At 72.9% G+C, this 16,370-nt stretch carries 16 protein-coding genes; 9 read left to right on the top strand and 7 right to left on the bottom strand.

All coding sequences use genetic code 11. The features are described 5' to 3' along the window. The coding region (locus tag VGI02_RS17845; protein WP_331629247.1) for a histidinol-phosphate transaminase at nt 1–989 on the bottom strand (989 nt) is incomplete at its 3' end. After that, nucleotides 986–2,329, bottom strand: a complete 1,344-nt coding sequence (hisD, locus tag VGI02_RS17840) for a histidinol dehydrogenase (protein ID WP_331629255.1) — start codon at nt 2,327–2,329, stop codon at nt 986–988. The genes VGI02_RS17845 and hisD, both read right to left, overlap by 4 nt. Before the next feature lie 110 nt (nt 2,330–2,439). Between hisD and VGI02_RS17835 the strand changes: the two genes are divergently transcribed. After that, a complete protein-coding gene (locus VGI02_RS17835) occupies nt 2,440–3,030 on the top strand; it encodes an NADPH-dependent FMN reductase (protein ID WP_331629245.1) in 591 nt (196 codons plus the stop codon). An 83-nt stretch (nt 3,031–3,113) separates the two neighbouring features. Here the strand turns inward: VGI02_RS17835 and VGI02_RS17830 are convergent, their stop codons facing one another. Then, complete coding sequence (locus tag VGI02_RS17830) at nt 3,114–3,974, bottom strand: GH12 family glycosyl hydrolase domain-containing protein (RefSeq protein ID WP_331629243.1); 861 nt, start codon at nt 3,972–3,974, stop codon at nt 3,114–3,116. Nucleotides 3,975–4,126: 152 nt separating this feature from the next. On the opposite strand from VGI02_RS17830, the gene gnd reads away from it, so the two are divergent. Beyond that, nucleotides 4,127–5,566, top strand: a complete 1,440-nt coding sequence (gnd, locus tag VGI02_RS17825; RefSeq protein WP_331629241.1) for an NADP-dependent phosphogluconate dehydrogenase — start codon at nt 4,127–4,129, stop codon at nt 5,564–5,566. Nucleotides 5,567–5,636: 70 nt separating this feature from the next. Here gnd and VGI02_RS17820 read toward each other — a convergent pair whose 3' ends face one another. Beyond that, nucleotides 5,637–6,344, bottom strand: coding sequence for a hypothetical protein (locus VGI02_RS17820; RefSeq protein ID WP_331629239.1), 708 nt, complete (start codon nt 6,342–6,344; stop codon nt 5,637–5,639). Nucleotides 6,345–6,468: 124 nt separating this feature from the next. Here VGI02_RS17820 and VGI02_RS17815 point away from each other — a divergent pair, with 124 nt between their 5' ends. The 6 genes from VGI02_RS17815 (at nt 6,469) to VGI02_RS17790 (ending at nt 12,013) form a co-directional block, all read left to right on the top strand. Continuing rightward, nucleotides 6,469–7,380: a cation diffusion facilitator family transporter gene (locus VGI02_RS17815; protein WP_331629237.1), complete on the top strand. Its 912-nt coding sequence runs from the start codon at nt 6,469–6,471 to the stop codon at nt 7,378–7,380. Further along, the gene (locus VGI02_RS17810) at nt 7,377–7,952 is read left to right on the top strand and encodes a hypothetical protein (RefSeq protein WP_331629235.1); all 576 of its coding nucleotides are present in this window, start codon (nt 7,377–7,379) and stop codon (nt 7,950–7,952) included. Before VGI02_RS17815 ends, VGI02_RS17810 begins: the two co-directional genes overlap by 4 nt. A 239-nt stretch (nt 7,953–8,191) precedes the next feature. Then, nucleotides 8,192–8,401, top strand: a complete 210-nt coding sequence (locus VGI02_RS17805; protein WP_331629233.1) for a hypothetical protein — start codon at nt 8,192–8,194, stop codon at nt 8,399–8,401. 65 nt (nt 8,402–8,466) lie between these two features. Further along, nucleotides 8,467–9,669 carry an epoxide hydrolase family protein gene (locus VGI02_RS17800; protein WP_331629231.1) on the top strand — a complete coding sequence of 401 codons (1,203 nt, stop codon included), beginning with the start codon at nt 8,467–8,469 and terminating at the stop codon, nt 9,667–9,669. Beyond that, entirely contained in the window at nt 9,666–10,652 is a 987-nt protein-coding gene (locus tag VGI02_RS17795) for a thioredoxin family protein (RefSeq protein WP_331629229.1), read from the top strand. The genes VGI02_RS17800 and VGI02_RS17795 overlap by 4 nt, the downstream gene beginning before the upstream one ends. A gap of 260 nt (nt 10,653–10,912) precedes the next feature. Beyond that, a complete protein-coding gene (locus VGI02_RS17790) occupies nt 10,913–12,013 on the top strand; it encodes a BamB-related PQQ repeat family beta-propellar protein (protein ID WP_331629227.1) in 1,101 nt (366 codons plus the stop codon). A 69-nt stretch (nt 12,014–12,082) separates the two neighbouring features. On the opposite strand, the gene typA is transcribed toward VGI02_RS17790, so the two are convergent. Both typA and VGI02_RS17780 read right to left on the bottom strand, forming a co-directional pair. Further along, the gene (typA, locus tag VGI02_RS17785; protein WP_331629225.1) at nt 12,083–14,002 is read right to left on the bottom strand and encodes a translational GTPase TypA; all 1,920 of its coding nucleotides are present in this window, start codon (nt 14,000–14,002) and stop codon (nt 12,083–12,085) included. Nucleotides 14,003–14,045: 43 nt separating this feature from the next. After that, nucleotides 14,046–15,083: an NAD(P)/FAD-dependent oxidoreductase gene (locus VGI02_RS17780; protein ID WP_331629223.1), complete on the bottom strand. Its 1,038-nt coding sequence runs from the start codon at nt 15,081–15,083 to the stop codon at nt 14,046–14,048. A 72-nt stretch (nt 15,084–15,155) separates the two neighbouring features. Between VGI02_RS17780 and VGI02_RS17775 the strand changes: the two genes are divergently transcribed. Continuing rightward, complete coding sequence (locus VGI02_RS17775) at nt 15,156–15,359, top strand: hypothetical protein (protein ID WP_331629221.1); 204 nt, start codon at nt 15,156–15,158, stop codon at nt 15,357–15,359. Between the two features lie 84 nt (nt 15,360–15,443). Here VGI02_RS17775 and VGI02_RS17770 read toward each other — a convergent pair whose 3' ends face one another. Beyond that, nucleotides 15,444–16,331, bottom strand: a complete 888-nt coding sequence (locus VGI02_RS17770) for an SCO6745 family protein (RefSeq protein WP_414638310.1) — start codon at nt 16,329–16,331, stop codon at nt 15,444–15,446. Between the last annotated feature and the right edge of the window lie 39 nt (nt 16,332–16,370).

Raw genomic sequence — 16,370 nt, 5'->3', positions numbered from 1 at the left:
CCGTCGTCCGGCCGCCCGAACCGCTCCGGGAAGCCGCCGTAGAGCAGGAAGTTCGCCGTCGACGGGACGACGCGGTACCCGAGCTCCGTCAGTGCCGCGGCGACCCGGTCCCGCTCCGCCGACAGTGTGTCGACCAGCGCCAGCGTCTCGTCGGCATGGCCCAGCGCGGCCAGCGCGGCGGCCTGCGTGAGCGCCGAGAGGTGGTAGGGCAGCCGGACCAGCATGAGAGCGTCGACGACGGCGGGCGCGGCGGCCAGGTAGCCCAGCCGCCCGCCGGCGAACGCGAACGCCTTGGACATCGTCCGGCTCACCACGAGCTTGTGCCCGTGGGTCTCGAGCAGCTCGCAGGCGCTCGGACCCGACGAGAACTCCACGTAGGCCTCGTCGACGACGACGATCCCCGGCGCGGCGTCGGCGATGGTGGCCAGCTCGTCGAGCTCGATCGACTGGCCGGTGGGGTTGTTCGGCGTCGTGACGAACAGCAGGTCGGGCGCCCGCTCGCGCACCACGTCGACCGCGGCCGCGGCGTCGAGGGAGAAGTCGTCGCGCCGGGGCGCGGGCAGCCAGTCGGTGCGGGTGCCCGCGGCGAGGATCGGGTGCATCGAGTAGCTCGGCTCGAAGCCCAGGGCCAGCCGCCCCGGCCCGCCGAATGCCTGCAGCAGCTGCTGGAGCACCTCGTTGGAACCGTTGGCGGCCCACAGGTTCTCGGTGGCGAGCGGCACCCCGGTCGCCCGCGTCAGGTACGCCGCGAGCGCGGTGCGCAGCGCGACGTGGTCGCGGTCGGGGTAGCGGTGCAGGGTCGCCGCCGCCTCCCGGGTCGCGACGGCGACGTCGTCCACCAGCGCCGGGGGCGGCGGGAACGGGTTCTCGTTGGTGTTCAGCGCGACCGGGACCTCCAGCTGCGGCGCGCCGTAGGGGCTGCGCCCGCACAGGTCCTCGCGCAGCGGCAGGTCGTCGAGGGCGACCTTCGCACCGATCACATCGCTCATGCCCCGCTCCCCGGGTAGGTGCGACGGGCCCCGAAGCGGGCGGCGACCGCCTGGCCGTGCGCCGGCAGGTCCTCGGCCTCGGCCAGCGCGACGACGCGGTCGGCCACCTCACGCAGCGCGTCGGCGGAGTAGTCGACGACGTGGATGCCGCGCAGGAAGGTCTGCACCGAGAGCCCGCTGGAGTGCCGGGCGCACCCGCCGGTCGGCAGGACGTGGTTCGACCCGGCGCAGTAGTCACCGAGCGAGACCGGGCTGTGCGGGCCCACGAAGATCGCGCCTGCGTTGCGGACCCGGGCGGCGACACCGCCCGCGTCGGCCGTCTGGATCTCGAGGTGCTCGGCGGCGTACGCGTCGACCACGCGGACACCGGCGTCGAGGTCGGCGACGAGGATCGTCCCCGACTGCGGGCCGGAGAGCGCGGTGCGGATCCGCGCGTCGTGCTTCGTGGTGCCGACCTGCCCCACGAGCTCGGCGTCGACGGCGTCGGCGAGCTCCGGACTGGTGGTCACGAGCACCGACGCGGCCGCCGGGTCGTGCTCGGCCTGGCTGATGAGGTCCGCGGCGACGTGGACCGGGTCGGCCGTGGCGTCGGCCAGGATGGCGATCTCGGTGGTGCCCGCCTCGGAGTCGATGCCGATGCGCCCGCGCAGTGTCCGTTTGGCGGCGGTGACGTAGACGTTGCCCGGGCCGGTGACCATGTCGACGGGCTCCAGCACGGCGCCGTCGGTATCGGTGCCGCCGTAGGCGAGCAGCGCCACGGCCTGCGCCCCGCCGACCGCCCACACCTCGTCGACGTCGAGCAGTGCGGCTGCGGCGAGGATGAGCGGGTGCGGCCGCCCGCCGAACTCCCGCTGCGGCGGTGAGCAGACGACGAGCCCATCCACCCCGGCCGCCTGCGCGGGCACCACGTTCATGACGACGCTCGAGGGATAGACCGCGAGCCCGCCCGGGGCGTAGAGGCCGACGCGTGACACGGGCACCCACCGCTCGGTGACGGTGCCGCCGGGGACGACCTGCGTCGTGCTGTCGGTGCGACGCTGGTCGGCGTGGACGGCGCGGGCACGCTCGATCGAGGTCTCGAGCGCCGCGCGGACCTGCGGGTCGACGGCGGCGAGCGCCTCGCGCAGGGCCGGCGTCGGCACCCGGACGGACTCCGAGCGGACGCCGTCGAAACGCTCCCCGTACTCCAGCACAGCCTCGACGCCGCGCTCGCGGACGTCGTCGAGGATGGGCCGCACCCGCTCGACGACGGCGTCGACGTCCATCTCGGCTCGCGGGAGCATGGCGCGCAGCTCGGCGGGTCCCGGGACGCCGCCGCGCAGGTCGGATCGCGTCAGCAGCGGTGTCATGTCGGCCACGCACATCAGCCTAAACGCGGCCCCCGACGGCGTCGGACGCCGACGGAGAGCAGGATGGTTGTGGCAACAACCATCACGACACGAGGAGACCCATGACGGACGCCGACCGCCGACCCCTGCTGCAGGTGATCGTCGCGAGCACCCGGCCCGGGCGCGTGGGCGAGCCGATCGCGCGCTGGTTCGCCGGGTACGCGCGCGACCACGAGGCGTTCGACGTCGAGATCATCGACCTCGCGGAGATCGACCTCCCGATGTTCGCCGAGCCGGAGCACCCGCGTTTCGGCCGGTACACGATGGAGTCGACGAAGGCCTTCAGCGCGACGATCGACCGCGCGGACGCCTTCGCGATCGTGCACCCGGAGTACAACCACAGCTACAACGCCGCCCTGAAGAACGCGATCGACCACCTCAACCAGGAGTGGGCGGGCAAGCCGGTCGCGCTGATCGGCTACGGCGGGGTCGCCGCGGGCGCCCGCGCCGCCGAGGCGCTGGTCCCGGTCCTCGTGGCGCTGCAGATGGTGGTCGCGGGCGCGGTGCCGATCCCGTTCGCGATGAAGAACGTGAGCGGCGAGGGCGCCGGACGGGTGTTCGAGCCCGCTCCGGAGACCGAGGCGGGCGCGAAGGGTGTCCTGGACGGGCTGTCGTCGTGGGTCGGGACCCTGGGCCTGCGCGGGAGGCGCTGAGCCGGCCCTCGATGTCAGAAAAGTCCCGTGGCGGACACCCAGTGTCGGCAACGGGACTTTTCTGACATGCGGCGCCGCGCGATCTACTGCCCGTTGCGCGTCACCGAGAACGAGTTGGTGCGCAGCCCGGTGCCGCCGGTCCACGGCTCGAACCCGGCCTGCACGCTCGTCATGTACCAGGACGACTTGACCACGCCGCGCAGCATCGCGTCGCGGGTGAACAGCTCGATGGGCAGGTTGGTCACCGACGTCGTCGCGCTCTTTCGCACGTAGGAGATGACCGGCAGGTCGGTCTTGCCGTACCAGACGGTGTAGACGGTGCCGCCGATGTTCACGTCGTAGTACGGCTTGCCGATCGGCTGGACCCACGAGGTGCGGTTCAGCCAGATCATCATCTCGGCGCCGGTGTTGCGCTTGGCGTTCGTCGACGTCGGGTCGAACCAGATGTCGTAGGCGGTGTTGTACTGCTGCGTCCCGCCGGCCGTCGGGCCCTTCGTCGACCAGTTCGACCGCACGGTGCCGAGCTTGGACACCTGCGCCGGGAACGGGGAGGCGGCGGTGCAGTACCCGTAGTTGCAGCCGCGCAGGATCGACGGGTAGCCGGCCGGGCCCTTGTTGTTCACGTGCTGGGCGACGTCGACGTTGAAGCCGGTGTCGAACGGGGTGATGCACTGCGTGGTGGCGGCACCCCAGCGGTCGTTCTGCACGACGTACTTGTCGCCGGCCACCCCCGTGGAGCCGAACTGTTCGCAGATCTGCGCCCGCGGCGCCGGCGCCGGCGGCGTCGCCGCCGTCCCCACCGCGTTCCCGACCAGCACGGTCCCCAGTGTCACGCCCACCGTCATCACGGCGGCGAGCAGGTACCGGGTCCGCCGGGTGGAGCGGGCAGCGGCGCGCCGCACCGCGGCACGACCACCGACGACACGTGGTGACTGGTCCGTCATGATCTGTTCGTTCCCCCCGTGACCTGCGCTGGGCCGGACGGCCGTGGCGCTTCGGTCCGTTACTCGCACAGCGTGGTCGTACTGTTAGCCGATCTCGGGAATGTCACTCGCCCGAGCGCATCAACGCCGTTCGGTCGGGCATCCTGGTCGGCGTGAGCCAGACAGCGGAGATCGGCGTCAGTGGCCTCGCCACGATGGGCCGCAACATCGCACGCAACCTCGCCCGGCACGGGCACACCGTCGCCGTGCACAACCGGACCGACCAGCGCACGAAGGAGCTCGTCGAGCACTTCTCCGACGAGGGGACCTTCGTCGCCGCCTATTCCGCCGAGGACTTCGTCCGGTCCCTGGAGCGCCCCCGCCGGATCGTGCTCATGGTCCCCGCCGGGAAGGCCACCGACGCGGTGATCGACGAGTTCACGCCCCTGCTCGACCAGGGCGACGTCATCATCGACGCGGGCAACGCGCACTTCGCCGACACCCGGCGTCGGGAGAAGGCCCTCTCGGATCAGGGCCTGAACTTCGTGGGGATGGGCGTCTCCGGCGGGGAGGAGGGCGCGCTCAACGGACCCTCGATCATGCCGGGCGGGCCGAAGGAGGCCTACGACTCGCTCGGGCCGCTGCTCGAGGACATCTCCGCGAAGGTCGACGGCACGCCCTGCTGCACCCACATCGGCGCCGACGGCGCGGGCCACTTCGTCAAGATGGTCCACAACGGCATCGAGTACGCCGACATGCAGCTCATCGCCGAGGCCTACGACCTGCTGCGCTCCGGGCTCGGGATGGAGCCGAAGGCGATCGCCGACGTCTTCACGACGTGGAACCGGGGCCGTCTGGACTCCTACCTCATCGAGATCACCTCCCAGGTGCTCGCGCACACCGACGCGGCGACGGGGAAGCCCTTCGTCGACGTCGTCGCCGACGAGGCCGAGCAGAAGGGCACCGGGCGCTGGACGGTGCAGGCCGCGCTCGATCTCGGCGTCCCGGTCACCGGCATCGCCGAGGCCACCTTCGCCCGGTCGCTCTCGGGCAACCGCACGCTGCGCGACGCCGCGCGGGGCCTGCCCGGGGTGTCGGGCGCGAAGCTGGAGGGCGCGGCCGCGGAGGGGTTCGCCGAGGACATCGAGCAGGCGCTCTACGCCTCGAAGATCGTCGCCTACGCGCAGGGCTTCAACGAGATCCAGGCCGGCGCGACCGAGTACGGCTGGTCGATCGACCTCGGTCAGGTCGCGAAGATCTGGCGCGGCGGCTGCATCATCCGGGCGAAGTTCCTCAACGAGATCACCGCGGCCTACGAGCGCGAGCCGAACCTGACGACGCTGCTCACCGACACCTCGTTCGCCGAGGCCCTCGGCGGCGCGCAGGACTCGTGGCGCCGGGTGGTGGCCGCCTCGGCGCAGCTGGGCATCCCGACGCCGGGGTTCTCCTCGGCGCTGGCCTACTACGACGGGATCCGGGCCGACCGCCTGCCCGCGGCCCTCGTCCAGGGCCAGCGCGACTTCTTCGGCGCCCACACCTACCGGCGCACGGACAAGCAGGGCACCTTCCACACCGCGTGGGCCACCGACGACCGGAGCGAGTCCGAGGCGTAGGTGGGCGGAGCCCTCGTGAGCACTTTCGGGTGCTATGGCACCCGAAAGTGCTCACGAGGCCGGAGGCCACCTATCGCGGTACCCCACCCACGGCGTCGACGACCGCGTCCCACCGGGTCCGCTTGCCCTCGGGGAACCGGGCCCGCGAGCGGACGTCCTTGCTCGACCCCTCCCGGTAGCGCCGCTTCGCCCAGGCCGACCCGGGCTTGGCGATCCGGATCGCCCCCACGATCGCGAACGGCAGCAGGATCACCCCGAGCACCGCGAAGATCGGCTTGCCCTTGAACACGGCCACCGCGGCGAACGCCAGCGTGATCACCGCCGCGCCGATCACCGTCGGGGCGTTGTCCTCGTTCGCCGCCCCGAACGGATTGACGCCCAGCACCAGCAGAGCACCCACCGCGGCCACCACGAGCACCGCGTCGACCGAGAGCCGGCCCTTGTCGCTCCAGTACACGTCCTCGAGGTGGAGCCACAGCGCGAACTCGTCGAGGGTCAGCGCCGCGCCCGCGCCGAAGGCGACGGCCAGGACGACCTGCCACGCGCCCTCGGGCCGGTAGAGGAACTCACCGGCCCCGGCGACCAGCATCAGCACGATGCCGTGCACCAGGTGGTGGATGTGCACGCCGCCGATGGAGGTATCCCGGAACGGCCCCCGCCCGGACCGGATGAGCCGGGTGATCCCGCGGGTCAGCAGGAAGACGACGAGGAACGACCCGAGCATCCACGCCGCGGTGATCCGCGTGTCGTCCAGGCCGAAGTCGAGCTGTACGTCCATCCGAGGTCCTTTCCCCACCGCCGACGACCAAGAGTGACCGACGCGGCGTCCGGACGCGAGATCGATGCTGGTCACGGATTGATCGCTCTCGACCTTCGCGGGTCGAACCGTCACGATCAGCCTTGTGCCGAAGGTCGAGGACACCGCGCGTGATCACCGTCTGCTGCTCGTCTCGGTGTGGGCGTCCGCCGGGTTCGCCGTCGTCTCCTGCGTGTGGGGCGTGCTGTCCGGCTCGTCCATGATCGTGTTCGACGGGCTGTACTCCTTCGCCTCGATCGGCCTCTCGCTGCTGGCCGTGGCCGCGCTGCGGGTGTCCCGACGCGGGCCGGACGCCACCCACCCGTGGGGTCGGGAGGAGTGGGAGCCCGTCGTCGTCGTGGTCAAGGCGCTCGCCCTCGGCGCGCTGTCGGTCTACGCCGTCGTCGGCGGGATCTCCGACCTGCTCGCCGGCGGGCGCGAGGTCGCCACCGGCTGGGCGCTGGCCTACGCCGTGCTCGCGACGGCGGGCGGCGTCGTCGTCACGCTCGTGCTGCGGCGGGGCGGGAGCGGCGGGCTCGTCCGGGCGGAGGCGGCCGAGTGGCAGGGCGACACGCTGCTCTCGGTCGGCGTCCTCGTGGGCTTCGGGATCGCCGCCGGGCTCGACCTCGCCGGTCGGCAGGACATCGCCGCCTACGTCGACCCGGGCATGGTCGTGCTGGTGTCCCTGCTGTTCCTGAAGGTGCCGGCCGGGCTCGTCGTGCGGGCGATGCGCGAGGTTCTCGCCATGTCACCGCCGGAGCCGACGATGCGCGAGCTGCAGACCGCGGTCGACGAGGTCCGGGACCGCTACCGGATGCGCCGCTCGTCCCTGCGGGCCTCGCAGGTGGGCGGGCGCGTCGACGTCGAGATCGACTACCTCGTCGACGACGGGTCCGCGGTGCGGACCGTCGCCGACTGCGACGAGGTCCGCGGCGACCTCCACGAGCGGCTCGCCGCTCTCGGTCACGAGCGCTCCGTCGTCGTGGCCTTCACGACCGAGGAGAGGTGGGCCGGATGAGCACGACCAGCTCGACGCGGGCACTGGAGGAGATCGTCGTGCATCTCGGCTCGCCCGAGGAGCTGCTCGCCGTCGACCCGCTCGCGCCGCTCTCGGCCCCCGAGGGCGCGCAGGTGCGCGCGACCCCCGGGGTCGAGGAGCTGCTCGCGGAGATCCTGGGGCGGCCCCGCATCGCCCGGTCGCGCCGGGCGGTGCTGACCCTCCCCGCCCCGGAGGCCGCGGACTCCGACCTCGCCGGGCGCCTCGAGGCCGCGGTGCGGCGCTGGTGCGCGGCCCGCACCTTCCGGATCGAGCGGGAGAGCCGGGCGCTGTGGCGGCAGGGCCTGTGGTCGCTGCGCAGCGGTCTGCTGCTCTTCGTCGTCGGCCTCTTCCTCTCCACAGGGTTCCTCGACCCCGACGTGCCCGAGATTTTCCAGGACCTCCTCGGCAACGGCGTCTTCTCCGTGATCGCCTGGATCGGGCTCTGGTACCCGCTCGACCTGCTGTTCTTCGCCCGCTCCCCCGCCAAGCGCGAGATGCGGGCCCTCGACGTGCTGGCGACGATGCCCGTCGAGGTCCGGCCCCGGGCGTGAGGCCCCCGGGCGACGGCTGACCGGACGGCCCATCCGGTCGTCGGCTGTTCAGCGGTAGGCCCTCGTGGTCGGCGGGGACTACCGTCCGTCACCAGGACACGGGGTGCAACCGTCACGGGCAGGGGGCGGCTCCCTTGTGTGGCGCCCGAGACCCCGGTGCACGGTTCCGGTCTCCCTGCGCGTCCCGCCCGGAGCGAACCATGACCTCAGACGCCGGCCCGACCGTTGCCGTGGCGTCCGTGACCAGCCGCGCGGAAGCCGACCTGATCGTCGGCTTCCTGAGCAGCCGCGGGCTGTGGGCGGTCGTGGCGGCCGACGACGCGGGCGGACAGGAACCCCAGCTGCAACTGCAGGGGGTCGACGTCCTGGTCGCCTCGGCCGACGAGGCGTCGGCACGGCGAATGCTGGCCGCGCCCGACGGCTCCATGGACCCGATCTCCGGCGGCTAGTCGCCGTCGACCCGTCGCGTGACCGGAGCACGAGCCTCCCGTCCCACACCCGCCAGGAGCGATCCATGGAAACGCAGACCCCGACCAGAGCGGCCGCCGAGCAGCGGGTTCGCCCGTTCACGATCGACGTCCCCGAAGCGCAGCTCACCGATCTGCGTCGTCGCATCAGCGCGACGCGCTGGCCCGACCGGGAGACGGACCCGTCGCAGGGTGTGCAGCTCGAGACGATCCAGGCGTTGGCCGACTACTGGGCGACCGACTACGACTGGCGTGCGTTCGAGCGGCGCTTCGCCGCGCTGCCGCACTTCGTCACCGAGATCGACGGCGTCGACATCCACTTCATCCACGTGCGCTCCGCGCATGAGGACGCGTTGCCGCTCCTCGTCACCCACGGATGGCCGGGCTCGACGATCGAGCAGCTGAAGATCATCGACCCGCTCACGCGGCCGACGGAGCACGGCGCGAGCGCCTCCGACGCCTTCGACCTCGTGATCCCCTCGCTCCCGGGCTACGGGTTCTCCGGGAAGCCGACCGAGACGGGCTGGGATCCCGTCCGCGTCGCGCGGGCGTGGGTGGAGCTGATGGACCGGCTCGGCTACACGAGATTCGTCGCGCAGGGCGGCGACTGGGGCAACGCCGTCACGGAGCAGATGGCGCTGCTGCAGCCCCCCGGACTGCTCGGCATCCACACGAACATGCCGGCGACGGTCCCCCCGGAGATCGCCAAGGCGCTCCAGGTCGGTGACCCGACGCCGGCCGGTCTCTCCGTCGAGGAGGCGACCGCGTACGAGGTCCTGGCCCACTTCTTCGCGACCGGTGTCGGCTACGCCGGCGAGATGGCCAACCGGCCGCAGACGCTCTACGGCGTCGCGGACTCCCCGGTCGGCCTGGCCGCGTGGATGCTCGACCACGACGTCCGCAGCTACGAGCTCATCGCGCGGGCCTTCGCCGGCCGGCCCGGCGGCCTCTCGCGCGACGACGTCCTCGACAACGTCACGCACTACTGGCTGACGAACACCGCGATCTCGTCCGGGCGCCTGTACTGGGAGAGCAAGCTGGCGTTCTTCGACGTCAAGGGCGTGGAGATCCCGGTCGGCGTCACCGTGTTCGCGGACGAGCTGTACCCCGCTCCGAGGAGCTGGGCGGAGCGGGCGTATCCGCGGCTCATCCACTTCGAGGAGATCGCCGAGGGCGGGCACTTCGCCGCCTGGGAGCAGCCGCAGGTCTTCTCGGAGCAGATGCGGACGACCTTCCGGTCCCTGCGGTGACCACGACGGCCGGGTTGCCCGTCGAGGGCGCTCTCCCGCCTCTCGACGGCGCGACCGCCTGGCTCAACACCGCGCCGCTGACGCCCGCGGGCCTGCGCGGGAAGGTCGTCGCGGTCCAGTTCTGCACCTTCTCCTGCATCAACTGGCTGCGCACGGTGCCCTTCGTGAAGGCCTGGGCCGAGAGGTACCGGGACGCCGGCCTGGTCGTCGTCGGTGCCCACTCGCCGGAGTTCGGGTTCGAGCACGACCTGGAGAACATCCGGGCCGCCCTCGACCCGATGGGGGTCGTCCATCCGATCGCCGTCGACAGCGACTTCAGGGTGTGGCGCGCCTTCGACAACCACTACTGGCCCGCCCTGTACCTCGTCGACGCGCAGGGACGGATCCGGTATCACCACTTCGGCGAGGAGGGCTATGCCGCCTCGGAGCGGGTCATCCGGGCCCTGCTCGCCGAGGCGGGCGCGGACGACGTCGGAGAGGACCCGGTGTCGGTCCGGGCGGACGGCGTCCACCTCCCCGCCGGCTGGGACGAACTGGGGTCGCCGGAGACGTACGTCGGCTTCGGGCGTGCCACCGGCTTCGCGTCACCGGGCGGTCTCGACCCCGGCCGGAGCCGGTCCTACGTCGAGCCGCGGCGCCTCGCCCTGAACCACTGGGCGTTCGCCGGGGACTGGACGGTGGGCGAGCAGGCCACGGTCCTCGACGAGCCCGGCGGCCGGATCGTGCACCGTTTCCGCGGACGGGACGTCAACCTCGTGGTCGGTGCCCGGCCGGGCGGAGGGGCGGTGCGCTTCCGGGTCCTCCTCGACGGCGAGCCACCGCGCGGGGCGCGGGGGCTCGACGTCGACGAGTCCGGCGACGGCACCGTCGCCGAGGAGCGGCTCTACCAGCTGATCCGCCAGCAGGGCCCGATCCACGACCGCACCGTCACGATCAGCTTCCGCGACCGCGGTGTCCGGGCCTACGTGTTCACCTTCGGCTAGGTAGGACACCACATGCACACCGAGCAGATCGACGCCGGACCTTGACGTCGTCGACCCGAGCTGGCCCGCCTGAGGGGCCATACCGGGCGCGAGCGATCGGGTCGGTCCTGGCCGGCATGATCCTGGTCGGCGGCCTGCTCTCGGGGTGCGGTGTCCCGCCGCCCACCGACGGCTCGCCCGTCTCCCTCCCGCCGAGCGCGTCTCCGACCGTCCCTCCCTCCGGAGCAGCCCCATCCCTTCTCGGGCGGGGGCTCGATCCGGTGCCCACGACGGCGGCGGGCGCACCGACGTGGTCGCCGTGGCCGTCCGCGCTGCACGACGCCCGGCACAGTGGCGCGACCGTGCACGAGGGCCCGACCGTCGGCGCGCTCCGATGGCGTCGCGGGCTGGAGGGCGCCGTCAGCTCGGGCCCGGTCGTGGCACGCGACGGAACCGTCTACGTCGGGTCGAACGGTGGGGTGCTGCATGCTCTGGACCCGGCCACGGGCGCGGATCGCTGGACGTTCGCCGCGGGCGGAGGTGGCGGGGACGACCTGTCCACGTCGGCGCTGGTCCTCCCCGACGGCACGGTTCTGTGGGGGCCACCGGGTCAGCGTCTCCTGGTCGCCCTGTCCCCGGCCGGAGTAGTCCTCTGGACCCAGCCCGTCCCTGGTGAGCCGACCTCGCCCGTCAGCGCGGACGGCCGTCGCATCTACGTCGGGGACACCACAGGCGGTGTCACCGCGCTCGACGTCGGCGCCGGAGACGCGCACCGGGTCGCCTGGAGCGTCGATCTCGGGGAGATCTCCTACGCCTCGGTGGTCACCACCGGGACGGGCCGGCTCTACAGCACCGTCGACTCGTCCCTGGTCGCCCTCGACGACCGTGGGCCCTCCGGGCAGGTCGCGTGGCGGGCCGATCCCGGTGACGACATCACCGAGGTCTCCCCGGGCCTCGCCCCGGACGGCACCGTCCTGCTGGGGACCAATGGGGGCCGCGAATGGGCGTACCGGCCCGACGGGTCGTTGCGGTGGACCTCACCGCGGGTGATCACCTATTCGTCGCCGTCCGTCTCGGCCGACGGGCTCGCCTACGTGGCCGACCACGCCGGGCAGGTCAGCGTGCTGCGCATCGCGGACGGCTCGCGGGCCGCGGTCCATCAGCTCGCGCCACCGCGCCAGATCTGGAGTTCCGTGGCGGTCGACGGAACGCACCGGTTCTACTTCGGCACCCAGGACGGGCATGTGCTCGGCGTCGCACCGACCGGCGCGGTCCTCTTCGACCTCGCCGTCGGTGGTCCCGTCGACTCCTACCCCGCGCTGACGGCTGACCGTGCCCTCGTCGTCGGTGATCGCCGGGGCGACGTCATCGCGATCGGCTAGCCGACGCGACACCCGGCCGCGCCGACACGCCCTCCTCCGGCAGTCCCGGGGCCGGCAGTCCCCGGGGTCTCAGGCGCGGCCCTGCTTGGCGCGGGAGCGCTGCCGGTTCCGCAGGTGCGAGTCGAGCTCGACCTTGCGGATGCGCACCGCGGCCGGGGTGACCTCGACGCACTCGTCCTCGGAGCAGAACTCCAGGGCCTGCTCCAACGAGAGGAGCCGCGGCGGGGTGAGCCGCTCGAGGACGTCCTGGCTGGACTGGCGCATGTTGGTCAGTTTCTTCTCGCGGACGATGTTGACCTCCATGTCCTCGGAGCGGGTGTTCTCTCCGATGACCATGCCCGTGTAGACGGTGGTGGTCGGTCCGACGAACAGGTCGCCGCGGTCGGCCAGCAGCCCGACGGCGTGGCCGGTCACCGCACCCCCGCGATCGGCGATCAGCGAACCGGACAGGCGTGCGCGCAGCTCGCCCACCCACGGCCCGTACCCGTCGAAGAGCTGGTTCGCGATGCCGGTGCCGCGGGTCTCGGTGAGGAACTCGGTCCGGAAACCGATGAGCCCTCGGGACGGGACCCGGTACTCCATGCGGACGTGGGTCGACGACCCGGAGTGGGTCATCTCGAGCATCTCGCCCTTGCGGGAGGCGAGGAGCTGCGTGACCGCACCCAGGTAGTCGTCGGGAACGTCCACCGAGAGCCGCTCGAACGGCTCGTGGAGCTTGCCGTCGACCGTGCGCGTGACGACCTCGGGCTTGCCGACGGTCAGCTCGAAGCCCTCGCGTCGCATCGTCTCGACCAGGATCGCGAGCGCGAGCTCGCCACGACCCTGGACCTCCCAGGTGTCGGGGCGCTCGGTGGGCAGCACCCGCATCGACACGTTGCCGACCAGCTCGGAGTCCAGCCGGTTCTTGAGCAGGCGCGCGGTGAGCTTGGTGCCCGGCTTGGGGTCCCGGCCGGCGAGCGGCGAGGTGTTGATACCGATCGTCATCGAGATCGCCGGCTCGTCGACCGTGATCCGCGGCAGCGGTCGCGGGTCGTCCGGGTCGGCGAGGGTGTCGCCGATGGTGACCTCGGAGATGCCTGCGACGGCGACGATGTCGCCGGCGTCGGCGTACTCGGCCGACACGCGCTCCAGACCCTCGGTGCGCAGGAGCTCGGTGACCTTCACGCGGGTGACGGCGCCGTTCTCGCGGCACCAGCCGACCTGCTGGCCGCGCCGGATCCGCCCGGACCGCACGCGGCACAGCGCGATGCGGCCGAGGTAGGCCGACGCGTCGAGGTTCGTGACGTGCGCCTGCAGCGGCCCGTTCACGTCGTCCGTGGGGGCCGGGACCTCGGAGAGGAGCAGCTCGAACAGCGGGTCGAGGTTCTCCGTGTCCGGCACGGTGCCGTCCGCCGGGCGCTCGAGGGACGCCTTGCCCGCCCGCGCCGAGGCGTAGACGACGGGCAGCTCCAGGAGCTGGGTGACGACGTCGTCGTCCATCTCGAGGTCGGTGGCGAGCTCCAGCAGCAGATCGAGCGACTCGTCGACGACCTCGGCGCAGCGTGCGTCGGCGCGGTCGGTCTTGTTGACGGCGAGGATGACCGGCAGCCGCGCGGCGAGGGCCTTGCGCAGCACGAACCGGGTCTGCGGCAGCGGCCCCTCGGAGGCGTCGACCAGCAGCACGACCCCGTCCACCATCGAGAGCCCGCGCTCGACCTCGCCGCCGAAGTCGGCGTGACCGGGAGTGTCGATGATGTTGAAGGTGACACCGTCGCGCTGCACGGCGGTGTTCTTCGCGAGGATCGTGATGCCCTTCTCGCGCTCCAGGTCGCCCGAGTCCATCACCCGGTCGACGAGCTCGGCGCGCGCGGAGAAGGCTCCGGACTGACGGAGCATGGCGTCGACGAGAGTGGTCTTGCCATGGTCGACGTGGGCGACGATCGCGATGTTGCGCAGGTCGGTGCGCAGGGCGCGACCGGAGTCGGGTCGCGACAGTGCGGTCGTGGTCACGAGGGGGTACTTCCTGCCGGAGGGGCGTGCTGTCCCCTACAGGTTACCGACCGTGATCCGCCAGGTCCGGAGGTATCCCGATGGCGTGCGCCACGCCGTCCGTGTGGACCGCCTCGGCGAGCTGTTCCCCGAGCAGCGGTGCGAGCTTCGCGAGGTTCTCGCCCCACAGCACGTGCACGTTCCCGACGCGGGCCGTGTGGACACTGCCAGGATCGCCGTCCGGGACGGCCTCGCCCGCCGTCGGGAGGCAGGCCAGCTCACCGACCGGCTCGGGCTCGAGCTCCGGGATCCGGGCGGTGACGTGGGCGGTGACGGCCTCGTAGGACCGGCGGCGGACCTTGTCGATCCCCTGGTCGGTGCTCGTGACCTGGTCCGGGAGGTGACCGCCGATCGCCCAGTGCCCCTCGGGGGTGCGGTGCTGGTAGGTGGACGCGAGCTCCGGGCCGGGGGTGCCGTCGAGGTGGGTGGGCGGCACGGCGGGCAGCGGCCCGGCCGGCCGGAACGAGAAGCGCACGTGGTGGCAGAGCCGGTGCGGCACCTCGATCCCGAGCGGCGCGACCAGCTCCGCGGTGCCCGCCCCGGCCGTCACGACGATCGCGTCGCCGACCAGCTCGTCGAGGTCGACGACCCGGCCGGGCCGCATCATCGGCTTGCACGCGTCGACGAGCAGGTGGCCGGCTCCGGCGAGGTCGAGCGCCCCGCCCGCCGGGTCGGTCAGCACCGGCCCCTCGGCCCGTCCGAGCAGGGTCGACGGCGGGTCGCCGAGCGTGTGCTCCGCGCCCGCGGCGTCCATCGCCCGCGCCCACTGCGCCACGCGCGGCCCGGAGACGACGGTGCCCTCGGTGCCGATCAGGGGACGTCCGGCGCGCTGCGAGTACTGCTCCCAGAGGCCGCGGGCCCGCTGGGCGGCCTCGACGAGGGCGGGCTCCCCGTGGGCCACCCGGAAGATCCGGGAGGCACCGGCGCTGCGCGCGCCCATCGGGCGGTCGGCCTCCAGCACGGTGACGACGTGGCCGCGGCGGACGAGCGCGTCCGCCGTCGCCAGCCCGACGATCCCGGCCCCGACGACGGTGATCTTCATGGGCACCCCCTGACTGGGAGTTCAGGGTCCACCCCGAGGCGGTGGGGCGCACGGCGGCGGAGCATCGGTGTCATGAAGATCGTGGTGTGGGTCCTGGTCGGAATCGGCGCGCTCGTCCTGCTCGGTGGGGTGGTCCTCCCCCTCGTGCACTGGCTGCTCGGCGCCCTCGGCTGGCTGATCGCGGGTGCGCTCGTGATCGGCGGCGGCATCTGGCTCGCCAAGCGGGCCGGAGGGAGCAAGGAGGTGGACGCCTCCGAGGCGCAGCGGCTGCCGTGACCGGGGCCCGGCCCCGCCGAGTGGACCCTCACGGCTGTTCCGGAAGCCGTCACGGTCCACTCGGCGCGCTGAGGCCACGCCCCCTCAGCGCGCCGCCGTGGCCCGCTCCGAACCGGTGGCGAACACGCCGTCCGGGAACGCGCCCGCGGCCAGGATCGTGCGGGTCAGGCCGCCGGCCAGCTCCCCCAGCTCGGCCGCGTCGGCACCCAGGGACGCCGACGGCGCCGACGAGAGCCGGGAGGTCTCGGCCTCGATCGACTCCCGCAGCGCGGTGCCCTCGTCGGTGATCGACCCGGACGCGTCGACCAGCCCGCGGGAGCGCAGACCCGCGGACGCCTCGCCCCACTGCTCGGCCGACCACCCGCGGCTCGCCTGGGCGAACTCGGGGAGGAACCCGCGCCCGGTGGAGACGTGCAGGATCAGCGCCTCGAGGCCCGGAAGACCGGCGCCGAGCAGGGCGTGCAGGTGGCCGTCGCCGCGGTACTCGCGCAGCAGCGTGGCCGCGTGCCAGAGCACGAGGTGCGGCTCGTCGGGCCAGGGCAGGTCGGCGTGGGCGGCGTAGAGCACCCGGTCCTCGGGCCGGCACGCCTCGGTCGCCCGCCGCGCCAGCACCGACGCCCGCTCGCACTCGCGGGACGACACCGCGTCGCCGAGGAGCCGGCGCAGTGCCCCGTCGACGGCCCGCATCCGGGCGTTCAGCACGTCGGCGGGTGACGCCGCGCTCCAGATGCCCGGCACGAAGCGGGCGATCAGCGCGGGGTTGAAGTTGAAGTAGGTCGCGGCCACGACCCCCGGCCCGACGGCGCCCATCGCCGCCGAGCGCTGCGCGAAGTACTGGGCGCGCGGGTGGGTGATCCCGAGCTCGGCGAGCTCGGACCCGACCTCGGGCGCGAAGTAGATCATCGAGTGCAGCGGTTCGAGGCGGCGGGCGAGGCGGGTCACGGCCTGGGGGTCGGTCACAGCGGGCTCCACGCCGCGCACGCTAACGCCTCCCCGAGGCCCCCGCGGGCA

This window comes from Actinomycetospora sp., from assembly GCF_036497245.1.
Taxonomy (GTDB): domain Bacteria; phylum Actinomycetota; class Actinomycetes; order Mycobacteriales; family Pseudonocardiaceae; genus Actinomycetospora.
The sequence above is the reverse complement of the archived record's forward strand: the minus strand, read 5'-3'. Positions and strand labels throughout refer to the sequence as shown.